Origin of the sequence: Citrobacter sp. MGH105 (genome assembly GCF_001037485.2) — a bacterium.
Taxonomy (GTDB): Bacteria; Pseudomonadota; Gammaproteobacteria; order Enterobacterales; family Enterobacteriaceae; genus Citrobacter; species Citrobacter portucalensis.
Map to the genome: position 1 here is coordinate 3,129,793 of NZ_CP073048.1, position 13,915 is coordinate 3,143,707.

The 13,915-nt window shown below is 57.0% G+C and carries 13 protein-coding genes and 2 tRNA genes; 3 read left to right on the plus strand and 12 right to left on the minus strand.

Going from position 1 to position 13,915, the window contains the following annotated elements; genetic code table 11:
- Positions 1-56 precede the first annotated feature (56 nt).
- The 11 genes from paaK to paaA are packed head-to-tail and all read right to left on the minus strand — an operon-like array spanning position 57 to position 9,580.
- Entirely contained in the window at positions 57-1,376 is a 1,320-nt protein-coding gene (paaK, locus tag SK35_RS15115; protein ID WP_048214429.1) for a phenylacetate--CoA ligase PaaK, read from the minus strand.
- A gap of 28 nt (positions 1,377-1,404) precedes the next feature.
- The gene (gene pcaF, locus SK35_RS15120; protein ID WP_048214430.1) at positions 1,405-2,610 is read right to left on the minus strand and encodes a 3-oxoadipyl-CoA thiolase; all 1,206 of its coding nucleotides are present in this window, start codon (positions 2,608-2,610) and stop codon (positions 1,405-1,407) included.
- Positions 2,610-3,032, minus strand: coding sequence for a hydroxyphenylacetyl-CoA thioesterase PaaI (gene paaI / locus SK35_RS15125; RefSeq protein ID WP_003832239.1), 423 nt, complete (start codon positions 3,030-3,032; stop codon positions 2,610-2,612). The genes pcaF and paaI overlap by 1 nt, the downstream gene beginning before the upstream one ends.
- A complete protein-coding gene (paaH, locus tag SK35_RS15130) occupies positions 3,025-4,443 on the minus strand; it encodes a 3-hydroxyacyl-CoA dehydrogenase PaaH (protein WP_048214431.1) in 1,419 nt (472 codons plus the stop codon). Before paaH ends, paaI begins: the two co-directional genes overlap by 8 nt.
- A 3-nt stretch (positions 4,444-4,446) precedes the next feature.
- A complete protein-coding gene (paaG, locus tag SK35_RS15135) occupies positions 4,447-5,235 on the minus strand; it encodes a 2-(1,2-epoxy-1,2-dihydrophenyl)acetyl-CoA isomerase PaaG (RefSeq protein WP_048214432.1) in 789 nt (262 codons plus the stop codon).
- 2 nt (positions 5,236-5,237) lie between these two features.
- The gene (gene paaF, locus SK35_RS15140) at positions 5,238-6,005 is read right to left on the minus strand and encodes a 2,3-dehydroadipyl-CoA hydratase PaaF (protein WP_048214433.1); all 768 of its coding nucleotides are present in this window, start codon (positions 6,003-6,005) and stop codon (positions 5,238-5,240) included.
- Positions 6,002-7,072 (minus strand): 1,2-phenylacetyl-CoA epoxidase subunit PaaE, encoded by a 1,071-nt coding sequence (gene paaE, locus SK35_RS15145; protein WP_048214434.1) that lies wholly within the window; start codon positions 7,070-7,072, stop codon positions 6,002-6,004. The genes paaF and paaE overlap by 4 nt, the downstream gene beginning before the upstream one ends.
- Before the next feature lie 7 nt (positions 7,073-7,079).
- The gene (gene paaD / locus SK35_RS15150) at positions 7,080-7,577 is read right to left on the minus strand and encodes a 1,2-phenylacetyl-CoA epoxidase subunit PaaD (protein ID WP_048214435.1); all 498 of its coding nucleotides are present in this window, start codon (positions 7,575-7,577) and stop codon (positions 7,080-7,082) included.
- Positions 7,578-7,589: 12 nt separating this feature from the next.
- Positions 7,590-8,345: a 1,2-phenylacetyl-CoA epoxidase subunit PaaC gene (paaC, locus tag SK35_RS15155; protein WP_048214436.1), complete on the minus strand. Its 756-nt coding sequence runs from the start codon at positions 8,343-8,345 to the stop codon at positions 7,590-7,592.
- Between the two features lie 7 nt (positions 8,346-8,352).
- Positions 8,353-8,640: a 1,2-phenylacetyl-CoA epoxidase subunit PaaB gene (gene paaB / locus SK35_RS15160; RefSeq protein ID WP_032943000.1), complete on the minus strand. Its 288-nt coding sequence runs from the start codon at positions 8,638-8,640 to the stop codon at positions 8,353-8,355.
- Positions 8,641-8,650: 10 nt separating this feature from the next.
- On the minus strand, positions 8,651-9,580 hold the full coding sequence (gene paaA / locus SK35_RS15165) for a 1,2-phenylacetyl-CoA epoxidase subunit PaaA (RefSeq protein WP_048214437.1): 930 nt from the start codon (positions 9,578-9,580) through the stop codon (positions 8,651-8,653).
- Between the two features lie 285 nt (positions 9,581-9,865).
- Here paaA and paaZ point away from each other — a divergent pair, with 285 nt between their 5' ends.
- Positions 9,866-11,911 (plus strand): phenylacetic acid degradation bifunctional protein PaaZ, encoded by a 2,046-nt coding sequence (gene paaZ / locus SK35_RS15170; RefSeq protein WP_048214438.1) that lies wholly within the window; start codon positions 9,866-9,868, stop codon positions 11,909-11,911.
- A gap of 82 nt (positions 11,912-11,993) precedes the next feature.
- Here paaZ and SK35_RS15175 read toward each other — a convergent pair.
- Positions 11,994-12,069: transfer RNA gene (locus SK35_RS15175), tRNA-Asn, on the minus strand.
- A 160-nt stretch (positions 12,070-12,229) separates the two neighbouring features.
- Between SK35_RS15175 and SK35_RS15180 the strand changes: the two genes are divergently transcribed.
- On the plus strand, positions 12,230-13,717 hold the full coding sequence (locus tag SK35_RS15180) for an EmmdR/YeeO family multidrug/toxin efflux MATE transporter (RefSeq protein ID WP_003846749.1): 1,488 nt from the start codon (positions 12,230-12,232) through the stop codon (positions 13,715-13,717).
- A 99-nt stretch (positions 13,718-13,816) separates the two neighbouring features.
- Positions 13,817-13,892: transfer RNA gene (locus tag SK35_RS15185), tRNA-Asn, on the plus strand.
- The last annotated feature ends 23 nt before the right edge of the window (positions 13,893-13,915 follow it).

Below are 13,915 nucleotides of genomic sequence, written 5' to 3' on the forward strand. Positions count from 1 at the left end.
TCCGGCAACTTGTGCGCTCTCGCCTGATGGCGCTGCGCTTATCAGGCCTACGAGGCTTAGCCGTTGGCGGCAACTTTGCGCAGGTCGAACACCCGACACGCCTTTCCTTCTGAGCGCGGGATGCTGCCGCAGTTAACAATGCTTACGTCCGTTGAAATACCGACCATCGACTTAATACGATGACGCAAATGATGGCAAATCTGGCAGCGCTGCTCATGGCTTAGCACCAGGCTACTCTCTTTAAGCTCCACGCGTACCGAAAGCGAATCAAGATGTCCTCGGCGATCCACTTCCAACTGGTAATGCGGAGCCAGATGTTCAATCTTGAGGATCTCTTCTTCCACCTGCGATGGGAAGACGTTGACGCCGCGAATAATCAGCATATCGTCGCTGCGACCGCTAATGCGATCCATACGACGCATCGTGCGCGCGGTACCCGGCAGCAGGCGCGTCAGGTCGCGGGTACGATAACGAATGACCGGTAGCGCTTCTTTCGTCAGCGTGGTGAACAGCAGTTCGCCGTGCTCGCCGTCGGCCAGTGGCGTACCGTCATCCGGATTGACCACTTCCGGGAAGAAATGATCCTCCCATATTGTCGGACCATCACCCGTTTCGATGCACTCCATCGCCACGCCCGGCCCCATCACTTCCGAGAGGCCATAAATATCCAGCGCCGTAATACCCAGGCGACGTTCGATCTCCGCGCGCATCCCCGTTGTCCACGGCTCTGCGCCAAAGACACCGGTACGCAGCGAACAACCCCGCGCGTCACCGCCCATCTGGCGCTCCAGCTCTTCAATCAGGTTCAGACAGTAGGATGGCGTGACCATAATCATGTCAGGTTTGAAATCGCGAATCAGCTGCGCCTGTTTCTCGGTTTGACCGCCGGACATCGGGATGACCGTTGCCCCCAGGCGTTCCGCGCCGTAGTGCGCGCCCAGTCCGCCGGTGAAAAGGCCATAGCCATAAGCGACGTGGATTTTATCTTTCGCGGTACCGCCTGCGGCACGCAGCGAGCGGGCGACGATGTTAGCCCAGGTATCGATATCATTTTGCGTATAGCCCACCACCGTCGGTTTACCCGTGGTGCCGGATGATGCATGGATACGCACCACCTGCTCCATCGGTACCGCGAAGGTGTCGAAGGGATAGTTGTCACGGAGGTCCTGCTTGGTGGTGCAGGGAAACTTGCTCAGATCGCTCAGCTCACGGAAATCATCCGGGTGAACCCCCGCCGCGTCGAACTTACGGCGGTACATCGGGACATTTTCATAGGCGTGTTTTAACGTCCATTTCAGGCGCTTGGTTTGCAAAGCCTGTAATTCGTCACGCGATGCGGTTTCAATCGGATCTAATTTTGTTGTTGTCGTTGTCATTTTGTAGGGCACTCGCAGGTCAATTAGCTCACACTCGCTCAAGGATCATGGCAATGCCCTGACCCACGCCAATACACATCGTACACAGCGCATAACGTCCATTGCGTCGTTCCAGCTCCAGCGTTGCGGCCAGCGCTAACCGCACACCGCTCATCCCCAGCGGGTGACCTAAAGCGATAGCCCCCCCATTGGGATTCACGTGTTCTGCGTCATCTGCCAGTCCAAGCTGTCTCATCACACCCAACGCCTGGGCGGCAAAGGCTTCATTCAGCTCAATCACATCCATATCGTTGATATTCAGCCCGGCGCGCTCCAGCACTTTTCGTACCGCAGGAACTGGCCCAAGCCCCATAAACTTCGGCTCCACGCCCGCCGTCGCCATCGCGACAATGCGTGCACGCGGCGTTAGTCCCTGGGCCTTTATGTGTTGCTCGCTGGCTACGATCATTGCTGCCGCGCCGTCGTTCACCCCAGAGGCATTGCCTGCGGTAACCACGCCGTTCTTACGAAACGGTGTTTTCAGTTGTGCGAGTTGCTCCAGCGTGGTTTCTGCACGCGGATGTTCATCTTCACGTACTGCGCTAACTGCCCCTTTCTTGCCAATGATTTGTACCGGCACAATTTCCTGCGCCAGAATGCCGTCACGCTGGGCTTTCGCCGTGCGCTGCTGGCTGCGATACGCAAAGGCGTCCTGGTCCTCTCGGCTTATATTTAACAATTCAGCTACATTCTCCGCCGTTTCCGGCATGCTGTCAGTTCCGAATTGTTGCTGCATGAGCGGGTTCACAAAACGCCAGCCAATGGTGGTATCAAACATCTCGGCCTGACGCTGAAACGGCGCGGTGGCTTTGCCCATTACAAACGGCGCGCGTGACATTGACTCAACACCACCAGCGATCAGCAGGTCGGCATCACCGGCTTTGATCGTGCGAGCAGCGAAGCCGATTGCATCAAGCCCGGAGCCGCACAGACGGTTGATGGTCGTGCCGGCAACGCTGTGCGGATAACCCGCCAGCAGGGTCGCCATATGCGCCACGTTGCGGTTATCCTCGCCCGCCTGGTTGGCGCAACCGAAGATCACATCGTCAATAGCGCTGGGATCCAGGCGTGGGTTGCGGTTGAGTAATTCACGCAACGGGATGGCCGCCAGATCGTCGGCACGCACGCCTGCCAGCGCCCCGCCGTAGCGACCAATCGGGGTACGAATACCGTCACAAATAAATGCGTCACGCATTAGACTTCTCCTGTAATCGTGCCACCGATGCGGTGGGATTTGCCGCGAAACAGAGCCACGGTTTTGTGTTGCTGATTGACAATTTCAATGTCGTAAACGCCAGTGAGTTTGCCTTGCTGCTTGACCCGCGCGGTGGCGGTCAGTTTGTCACCTGCAAAGGCCGGACGCAGAAAGTCGATACTGGCCGCTGAGGCTACTGCCGCCAGTCCCTGACTGTTGCAGGCGTAAGCAAAGGCAGTATCCGCCAGTGAAAACAGTTGCCCGCCGTGACAGGTCTGATGGCCATTCAGCTGCGACGGCGACACGGTCATAGTCATCTGCGAATAACCGTCGTCCATCTCAATAATTTCAATCCCCAGCGCCTGCGCGCAGGTGTCTTTCACATACATGGCGCGGGCGTTGCGCCAGGCTTCGTTACTCATGACGCATCTCCATCAGCGCTTTCTGGCGCAGCAGCGCACTCGGGCGATAGCGTTCTTCGCCGTAGTGCTGTTGTAGATTTTCCAGCAGACGAAGCACACGTCCCCAGCCGAGCGATTCGCCCCAGGCCAGCGGCCCGTGCGGGTAGTTGACCCCCAAGCGCATGGCGGCATCGATATCCTCGGCGCTGGCGACTCCTTTTTGCAGCGTATCCAGCGCTTCGTTCGCCAGCATCGCTACCGTGCGCCATACCAGCAGCCCTGGGTAGTCGGCAATACGCAGCACTTTTTTGCCCTGCTGCTGGAAGTAGTACACCGCTTTGTCGGTGGCTGAAGCCGGGTTGGTTGGTGCGCTTGCCAGCACGACGGTGTCGCCCGCAGCATGGTCATACACCACCACCGGGCGCTGGTGCCGCACGCTTAAGGCCAGCGCGGTTTCACCGGTAGTTTCAAGGAGCAGCACATCATCCAGTTCAGTGACAACGTCACGCTTGATATTTTTTGCTGCATTTTCAGGCGCTACCGCTGCAACAGCCAGTTCAGGCGATACTTCAGCAGGCCAGCGATAGACGCCGTGGCCGCTCTTCTTTCCCAGACGCCCCGCCAGAGCGAGCTCCTGTTGCAGCAAAGACGGTAGAAAACGGCGGTCCTGCCAGAAGGCGTTAAACACCGAACAGGTCACGGCAAAGTTGACGTCCTGACCAATCAAGTCGGTCAGCGCCAGCGGTCCCATCGGGAAGCCGCCGCCATCACGCAGCGCCGCATCAATCACTTCCGCTGACGCAACCTGTTCTTCCAGCGCGCGCCAGGCTTCAGCGTAGTACGGACGCGCCACACGGTTGACGATAAAACCCGGCGTTGAGCGGCAGCGCACCGGCTGCTTGCCCCAGGCGATTACGCACTGGCTAAGCAGCTCAACTACCTCAGTTGAGGTGGCAAGGCCGCTCACCACTTCCACCAGTTTCATCACCGGTGCAGGGTTAAAGAAATGCAGCCCCGCCACACGTTCCGGATGCTTCACTCCCGCCGCAATTGCGGTAATTGAGATCGACGAGGTATTACTGGTCAGCAGCGTTGACGGCAAACAGATCTCCGCCAACTGACTGAACAGCGCTTTTTTAATTTCCAGTTGCTCGGAAGCGGCTTCAATCACCAGTTGTGCATCGGCAAGCTGATTCAGTTCAGTCGCGGGGGCGATCCGTGCCAGTAATTCACTGGCCTGTTCCGCACTGATTTTTCCACGACCAACACGAACGTCGAGTCGCTGGCGAATACCCTCAATGGCGCGAGTAATCGCCTCAGTGGAAATGTCATACAGCAGGACCGAATGTCCGGCGCTGGCAGCCACTTCGGCAATGCCTGCCCCCATTGTTCCGCCGCCGATCACGGCAACGCGATGAAGAGTTTGCGTCATGGCTTATTTCCCGCTGAACTGTGGTGGGCGTTTGCCGAGAAAGGCGCTGACCCCTTCGCGATAGTCGTCGCTGCGACCGGCCATGCGCTGGTAGTCGCGCTCAAGCTCAAGCTGCTGATCCAGCGTGTTGGTTTCGGAAAGCTGCAAGGCTTTCTTAATCAGCCCCAGGCCATAGGTCGGCTGCGTCGCGAAATGGCGCGCCATGGTCAACGCGGTATCTTTCAACTCGGCATCGTCGACCACTTGCCAGATCATGCCCCACTGCGCGGCCTGTTCGGCGCTGAGGTTATCGCCAAGCATCAGCAAACCCACGGCGCGAGCGCGACCGGCTACGCGCGGCAGCACCCAGCTTCCGCCGCAGTCCGGCACCAGGCCGAGTTTGCTGAAGGCCATAACAAACTTCGCCGAGCGCGCGGCGAGGACGATGTCGCAGCCCAAGGCCAGTGTGGCACCGGCACCAGCGGCAACGCCGTTGACGGCACAGATAACCGGCTTCGGCAGCGCGGCTAAGCGGCGCACCAGCGGGTTGTAGAAGCGTTCCACCGACATGCCCAGATCCGGCGCGGGACCGCTCGGGTCAACGTTACGGTCGTTCAGATCCTGTCCGGCGCAAAATCCGCGTCCGGCGCCGGTGATCAGCAGACAACGAATGGTGTCGTCGCGCTCGGCCTGTTTCAGGCAGTCGGCGAGCTGCTGGTGCATCACGTCGTTAAAGCTGTTGAGTCGGTCCGGGCGGTTCAGGGTGATAGTCATCACGCCCTGCTCCACTTCGCTGAGAATAAATACGTCCACGATTAGCGTCCTTTAAATTCCGGTGTGCGTTTTTCTAAAAAGGCGCTGACGCCTTCACGACGATCTTCGGTGCCGCTCAGCAGCGTAAACAGCTGACGTTCCTGCACCAGACCGGCCTGGAGACCCACTTCTTGCGCAGCGCGTAGAGACTGTTTTGCCGCCCGCAGCGCCAGCGGTGAGTGACGGGCGATGGTCGCCGCCAGCTTGAGCGCGTATTCATCGGAGAGGTTCGCCGGGTGAATGTCACTCACCAGCCCGGCCTGTTGCGCTCGTTCGGCATCAATGCTTTCACCGCTCAGCACCATTCGGCTGGCCAGCGCTTTACCAACACTACGGATAAGCCGCTGCGTACCGCCCGCCCCTGGCATGGTGCCGAGAGTAATCTCCGGCAGACCAAAGCGGGCGTTATCCCCGGCAATCACCAGGTCGCACAGCAGAGTCAGCTCGCACCCGGCTCCCAGCGCGTAACCGTTAACCACCGCGATCAACGGCTTGTTGAAGGCATCAATACGTGCCCACAGATGTGGGCGAATATCGTCGAAAGTGGCGGGCAGATCTTTTTCCGCCATTTCGTTGAGATCGGCTCCGGCAGCGAAGTAGCGCGGGTTGCCGCTAATCACGCAAACGCTGATGCTGGCGTCCGCCGCCGCGCTTTCCAGCGCGTCAGCAATCTGCGTTAGCAGCGCATTGTTCAGGGCGTTACGCGCCTGTGGGCGGTTCAGGGTCAGTTGCAGTACACGGTCGTGACGGGAAATCAGCAGTTCGCTCATGCCATCCCCCGCGCATCGAAGTCGACCACTACGTCACCGCTGGTTGGCAGCGCCTGGCAGCTCAGCACATAGCCCGCCGCCAGTTCATCGGCTTCAAGGCTGTAGTTGGCGGCCATAGCCACCTCGCCGCTGACCACCTTGCATTTGCAGGTGGCGCACACGCCGCCTTTACAGGCGAACGGCAGGTCAGCGCCCTGGCGCAACGCGGCGTCGAGAATGCTGTCATCTTCCGCATTCAGTGAAATCAGGCGATCGCGCCCATCCTGACGAAGGGTGACCGTGCGGCCTTCCGCCTGCACGCCGGTGGCGCGTTTCACGCTGGTCCCCGGCGTATTGAAACGCTCAAGGTGAATGGATTTTTCCGCTATGCCCAGTTCGCGCAGTGCCACTTCGGCTTCATCCATCATTGCCGATGGGCCACAGATAAAGGCGTCGTCGAAGCGGCTGAAATCGAGCAGGTTTTTGCCCAGCGCACGCAGTTTGTCGCCGTCAATACGACCCTGTAGCAGATCGCTGTCCATCGCCTCCTGACTGAACAAGTGCACCACCTGTAAACGCTGCGGATAGCGGTCTTTCAGATCGGCCAGCGCCTGACGGAACATCATGCTGTGGCTGCTGCGGTTGCCGTAGATCAGCGTGAGCTGGCTGGCCGGTTCGGTCGTCAGCGTCGCTTCAATAATCGCCATCATCGGCGTAATGCCGGACCCGGCGGCAATCGCCAGATATTCGGCTTCGCGCTCGGCCTGCGGCTGGTAGCCGAAGTGCCCTTGCGGCACCATCACTTCCAGCGCCATACCCTGCTGGATATCCTGCTGGGCATAGCGGGAGAAACGCCCACCGTCGATAGCTTTAACCGCGACGCTAATTTCCGACGGCGAGCGGCTGCGACAAATGGAGTAACACCGACGCAGCTCTTCTCCACCGAGGTGAGCTTTCAGCGTCAAATGCTGGCCCGGTCGGAAGGCGTAGGCATTACGCAGCGCGTCGGGAATGGTGAAAGTGATGGTCACCGCATCGCGCGTTTCCGCTTCGACGTTGGCCACGGTAAGCGAATGAAATGTTGTCATCGCAACCTCAAATACATTTAAAGTAATCAAAGGGTTCACGGCAGCTGTCGCAGCGATATAACGCTTTACAGGCCGTGGATCCGAATTCGCTAATCAGCGAGGTATGGGTGCTGGCGCAGCGCGGGCACTGTACGTCAGTTGGCATTTCGGCATGACAGGCGTGGGCCTGCGGCGGGCTGATACCATACTGGCGCAGGCGTTCACGGGCGTCCGGGCTCATCCAGTCAGTGGTCCACGGTGGGTCAAGCTGCAAGACGATATGTACTGGCGTATAGCCGTGCTCCGCCATCATCATGCGAATTTCACCCAGTAGATGCTCTGTGGCCGGGCAGCCGGAGTATGTCGGCGTAAAGCCGATTACCCAGCCGTCGCCGCAGCGCTCAACGCTGCGTACCATGCCGAGATCGGTGATGGTCAGCACCGGCACTTCCGGATCGGAAATCGCACTTAACAGCCCCCAAACGGTGTGCACCTCTGGCGGTGCGACCGCGGTAAGACGTTGCATAGCCACCCCCTGCTACCACTGCTGACCAGGATACGCACGCTGCAAGTACTGCATCTCGGCCAACATCGGCCCAAGATGTTCGCTGTGTAGCCCCTGCTTACCGCCGTTGCGAAACGCCGCCTCTTGCGGAACGTGTAAACCAGAATCAATCAGCGCAGTGTGTACCGTCGTCTGCCATTCGGTTTGCAGTTCGCGCGGATCGACAGCAATGCCCTGCCTGGCCAGAGCGATCTCCAGTTCGTCGGCAAGGAACAATTCGCCGGTGTAACGCCACAGATTGTCCACCGCCTTCTGCATCAGTTGCGCGGAGTAGTCAGTACCATTCCCCAGTCGCTCCAGCCAGCCGCGGCTGAAGCGCAGGTGATAACGCACTTCTTTCAGTCCTTTGGCAGCGATAGCCGCAATCTGCTTATCGCGGCTGTTAACCAAACGAGTGAACAGCGCCACATGCCAGACGTCGATAAAGAACTGGCGAGCGATCGTGTCGGCAAAGTTGCCGTTAGGCTGTTCCACCAGCAACAGATTGCGGAACTGACGCTCGTCACGACCAAAAGCCAGCGTGTCTTCGTCGCCGTTACCCGCCAGTTCGGCGGCGTAGCTGAGGAAGTTGCGCGCCTGCCCCAGCAGGTCGAGGCCGATATTAGCCAGCGCCAGATCAATCTCCAGCTCCGGCGCATGACCGCACCAGGCACCCAGACGCTGAGCCAGCACCAGGCCGTTATCGCCCAGACGCAGGGCATAGGTTGCAACGGGATTCAGGTTATTCATCGTTGCCTCACATATGTTCCATGCCGTCCGGCACGGTGTAGAACGTGGGATGGCGATAGACTTTGCTCTCCGCCGGGTCAAAAAATTCACCGCGTTCTTCCGGCTGTGACGCAACAATTTCGCTGGCTTTCACCACCCAGATGGAGCAGCCTTCGCTGCGGCGTGTATAGGCATCGCGTGCATTTTCCAGCGCCATCTGGTCATCGGCGGCATGCAGACTGCCAACGTGACGGTGTGATAACCCCTGTTTGCTGCGGACAAAAACTTCGTATAACGGCCAGTATGTTTTGCTCATGACTCTCTCCTTACGCCGCGTCGCGGGCCTGTTGCTTTTCGGCGTGCGCCAGTGCGGCCTCGCGCACCCATGCCCCTTCTTCCCAGGCCTTACGCTTTGCGCCCAGACGTTCGTGGTTGCAGACACCACGACCGTTGATGACCTCATTAAATTCCTGCCAGTCGATCTCACCGAATCGATATTTCCCCGTCGCTTCATCAAGCTTTAGGTCGGCGTCCGGCACGGTCATACCGAGGATTTCTACCTGCGGGACCGTGTTATCAACAAAGCGCTGACGCAGTTCGTCGTTGGAGTGCAGTTTGATTTTCCACGCCATGCTGCGGGCACTGTTCGGTGAGTTGTCGTCGTTCGGGCCAAACATCATCAACGCAGGCCACCAGAAACGGTTGATGGCATCCTGCAGCATCTGACGCTGTTCCTCGCTACCAGTAGCCAGCGCCATACACGCTTCGAAGCCCTGACGCTGATGGAAGCTCTCTTCTTTGCAGATTTTGACCATCGCCCTGGCATACGGGCCGTAGGAGGTACGACACAGCGCCACCTGGTTAACAATCGCCGCGCCATCGACCAGCCAGCCGATCACACCGATATCCGCCCAGCTCAGGGTTGGGTAGTTGAAGATGGAGGAGTATTTCATCTGGCCGTCGAGCATCTTCTGGTACAGATCTTCACGCGCGCAGCCCAGTGTTTCCGCCGCGCTGTAGAGGTACAGACCGTGTCCGGCCTCGTCCTGTACTTTTGCGAGCAGAATGGCCTTACGCCTCAGCGTGGGTGCGCGGGTTATCCAGTTGCCTTCCGGCAACATGCCGACAATTTCCGAGTGCGCATGCTGGCCAATCTGGCGGATCAGCGTCTTACGGTATGCGTCCGGCATCCAGTCCTGCGGCTCGATGGCCGTTTCCTGCGCGATGCGCTGGTCAAAGCGTTGTTCTTCTGTCACGTCATCACCTTATGATTCCGATAATTTCAACAAATCAATATTTGTGAATCACTTTGTTTTATAAAAGTTACATCTCGGTTAAATAAAACCACAAATTTTGTTTGCTGGTTTTGCGATGCTTGTCGCAAATGGTTTTTGTTTATCCATTAATAACAGATAGATAACCAATAAAGGTAAGGTGTTCGCGATCTCATTGTTAATAAATTATTAAAATCTCGCTTGCATTTTGTGATTCATAAAAGAACTATTTAAAGAGATATTACGGAACACATCTGGAGATTAACGATGCAGCAGTTAGCCAGTTATTTATCCGGTGCCTGGCAGACAGGCCGGGGCCGCACCCGCACCATCCACCACGCCCTTACCGGTGAAGCGCTTTGGGAAGTGACAAGCGTTGGACTGGATATGGCGCAAGCGCGCCGCTTTGCTATTGAGCACGGCGGCAAAGCGTTACAGGCAATGAGTTTTATTGAGCGCAGCGCGATGCTAAAAGCGGTGGCGAAGCATTTAATGGAACTGAAAGCCGATTTCTATGCCATATCCGCGCAAACCGGAGCAACGCGCGGTGACAGCTGGGTCGATATCGAAGGCGGCATTGGCACGCTTTTCACTTATGCCAGTCTCGGTGGCCGCGAGCTGCCGGACGATACGCTGTGGCCGGAAGACGAACTGATCCCGCTGTCCAAACAGGGCGGTTTTGCCGCACGCCACGTGCTGACCTCCAAATCCGGTGTTGCGGTGCATATCAACGCCTTTAACTTCCCCTGCTGGGGTATGTTAGAGAAGCTGGCACCAACCTGGCTTGCCGGGATGCCAGCCATTATCAAACCTGCAACCGCCACCGCGCAGCTCACTCAGGCAATGGTGAAAGCGATTATCGACAGTGGCCTGGTACCGAACGGCGCAATTAGCCTTATCTGCGGCGGTGCGGGTGACCTGCTCGATCACCTCGACAGCCAGGATGTGGTGACCTTTACCGGTTCTGCTCATACCGGGCAGCAGTTGCGCGTGCACCCCAATCTGGTGGCTAAATCGGTTCCATTCACCATGGAAGCGGATTCACTCAACTGCTGTGTGCTGGGTGATGACGTCACCCCAGAACAGCCTGAGTTTGCATTGTTTGTACGTGAAGTAGTGCGCGAGATGACGACCAAAGCCGGGCAGAAATGTACCGCTATCCGCCGCATTATCGTGCCACAGGCGCAGGTGAAAGCGGTCAGCGAGGCGCTGATTACCCGTCTGCAAAAAGTGGTAGTGGGCGATCCGGCGCAGGAAGGCGTGAAGATGGGGTCGCTGGTGAATAACGATCAGCGTCAGGACGTGCAGGATAATGTGAATCGTCTGGTTGAAGCCGGGTGTGAGGTGCTGCTGGGTGGAAAAGCAGATCTGAGCACGGCTGGGGCTTTCTTCCCGCCAACGCTGCTGTTTTGTCCGCAGCCGGATGAAATTGCCGCGGTACATGCAATTGAAGCCTTTGGCCCGGTCGCCACGCTGATGCCGTATCAAAATACCGAGCATGCCATGACGCTGGCACGCGCCGGTGAAGGCAGTCTGGCAGGAACGTTGGTGACGGCGAGCGGCGAACTGGCGCGGGAGTTTATCCTCGGTGCGGCCCGCGCCCACGGGCGTATTCAGGTGCTGAACGAAGAGTCCTCGGCGGAATCGACCGGTCACGGCTCTCCGCTGCCACAGCTGGTCCACGGCGGGCCTGGACGTGCAGGCGGCGGTGAAGAGCTGGGTGGTCTGCGCGCGGTGAAACACTACATGCAACGCACCGCCATTCAGGGCAGCCCAACCATGCTCGCGGCGGTAAGCCAACAGTGGGTGCGTGGCGCTCGGGTGGAGGAAGATCGTATTCACCCGTTCCGTAAATACTTCGAAGAGATCCAGCCGGGCAACAGCCTGCTGACGCCACGTCGTACACTGACCGAAGCGGATATCGTTAACTTTGCCTGCCTCAGCGGTGACCACTTCTACGCCCATATGGACAAGATTGCAGCAGCCGATTCCATTTTCGGCGAGCGCGTGGTGCACGGTTACTTCCTGATTTCCGCCGCAGCCGGTCTGTTTGTCGACGCGGGTGTCGGTCCAGTGATTGCCAACTATGGCATGGAAAACCTGCGCTTTATCGAGCCAGTTAAGCCGGGCGACACTATCCAGGTGCGTTTAACCTGCAAACGCAAAACGGTGAAACGTCAGCGAAATGCCGAAGAAAAAGCGACCGGCGTGGTGGAGTGGTCGGTGGAGATCTTTAATCAGCACCAGCAGGCGGTGGCGCTGTATTCCATTCTGACGTTGGTTGCGCGTCAGCATGGGGATTTCCCGGCGTAAGATTCCGGTATAGCTTCGCTCGATCAGGCTTGAAACAAAAAGCAAAAAGCCTGCTTAGTTTCCTAAGCAGGCTTTTTAAATATGGCTCCTCTGACTGGACTCGAACCAGTGACATACGGATTAACAGTCCGCCGTTCTACCGACTGAACTACAGAGGAATCGTTGTGGAGGCTTATCTTAGCGGCGAAAAAAATTTTGTCAAACCCCATTTCCTCGAATGCGAATCAATTGATGCTTCTCTCGACAGTTTGTTGCATTTACAGACATTTTAAATAGAAAAAACTTTGCAGCTTTTTCGATTCTCCCTCATCATTTGAAATGAGGTTTCAACTTTCTTCGTTAAGGTCCACTTTGAACGTCTCCGCTGCCTTACGCCAGGTCGCTTCCCGCACGCCCTGGTATGCCAAACGCAAGAGTTATAAGGTTCTCTTTTGGCGCGAAATCACTCCGCTGGCTGTCCCCATTTTTCTGGAAAACACCTGTGTGCTATTGATGGGTGTTCTGAGTACTTTCCTGGTCAGCTGGTTGGGAAAAGAAGCGATGGCCGGGGTTGGACTCGCCGACAGCTTTAATATGGTCATCATGGCATTTTTCGCCGCCATCGATCTGGGCACCACCGTGGTTGTAGCATTTAGCCTCGGGAAACGAGATCGTCGACGGGCCAGAGCCGCGGCCAGACAATCACTGGTGATCATGACAATTTTTGCTACCGTGCTGGCAGCAGTCATTCACTATTTTGGTCAACAGATTATTGACGTTGTCGCAGGTGAAGCAACGCCAGACGTTAAAGCTTTGGCACTCACCTATCTGGAGCTGACGGTGCTCAGCTACCCGGCGGCAGCCATTGCGCTGATCGGCAGTGGCGCACTACGTGGAGCCGGAAATACAAAAATACCGTTGTTGATTAACGGCGGCATGAACATCCTGAATATCATCATCAGTAGCATCCTGATTTACGGGATCTTTTCCTGGCAAGGTCTGGGATTTGTGGGAGCAGGCCTGGGACTGACCATTTCGCGCTACATCGGGGCGATTGCCATCATCTGGGTACTGATGATTGGTTTTAACCCCGCGCTGCGAATTCCCTTCAAAAGCTATTTTAAGCCACTCAATCTCGCCATTATCTGGGAGGTGATGGGGATCGGCATTCCGGCAAGTATCGAGTCAGTGCTGTTCAATGGCGGTAAACTTTTGACGCAGATGTTTGTTTCAGGCATGGGAACCAGCGTTATCGCCGGGAACTTTATTGCATTTTCTATCGCCGCGCTTATCAACTTACCGGGGAATGCTTTAGGTTCCGCGTCGACAATCATTACCGGCAGGCGTCTGGGAAATGGCCAGATTGCCCAAGCTGAAATCCAGCTACGGCATGTATTCTGGCTGTCGACGATCGGCCTGACGGCAATTGCCTGGTTAACCGCTCCTTTCGCCGGGGTAATGGCCTCATTTTATACCCACGATCAGGATGTAAAAGAGGTCATAGTCATCCTGATTTGGCTCAACGCAGCATTTATGCCGATATGGGCAGCCTCCTGGGTGTTACCAGCAGGCTTTAAAGGTGCGCGAGATGCACGTTTTGCTATGTGGGTATCGATGCTGGGCATGTGGGGCTGCCGCGTAGTCGCGGGTTACACCCTGGGTATCGTATTAGGATGGGGAGTTGTCGGCGTTTGGTTAGGCATGTTCTTCGACTGGGCCGTACGCGCCGCGTTATTTTACTGGCGTATGGTCACCGGCCGCTGGCTGTGGAAATACCCACGCCCCGAACGCGAAAAGTGCATAAAACAACCGGTTGCGTCTGAATAAGCGGCGAAATGGGGAATATTTCAGCAAACGATCGCATTTATCCATTCAGGCTTTGACAACGCTGAGCGGCATCGCTAATATTCGCCTCGTTCAAACGATTCCTCTGTAGTTCAGTCGGTAGAACGGCGGACTGTTAATCCGTATGTCACTGGTTCGAGTCCAGTCAGAGGAGCCATATTTAAGAAGCCTGCTTAGGAA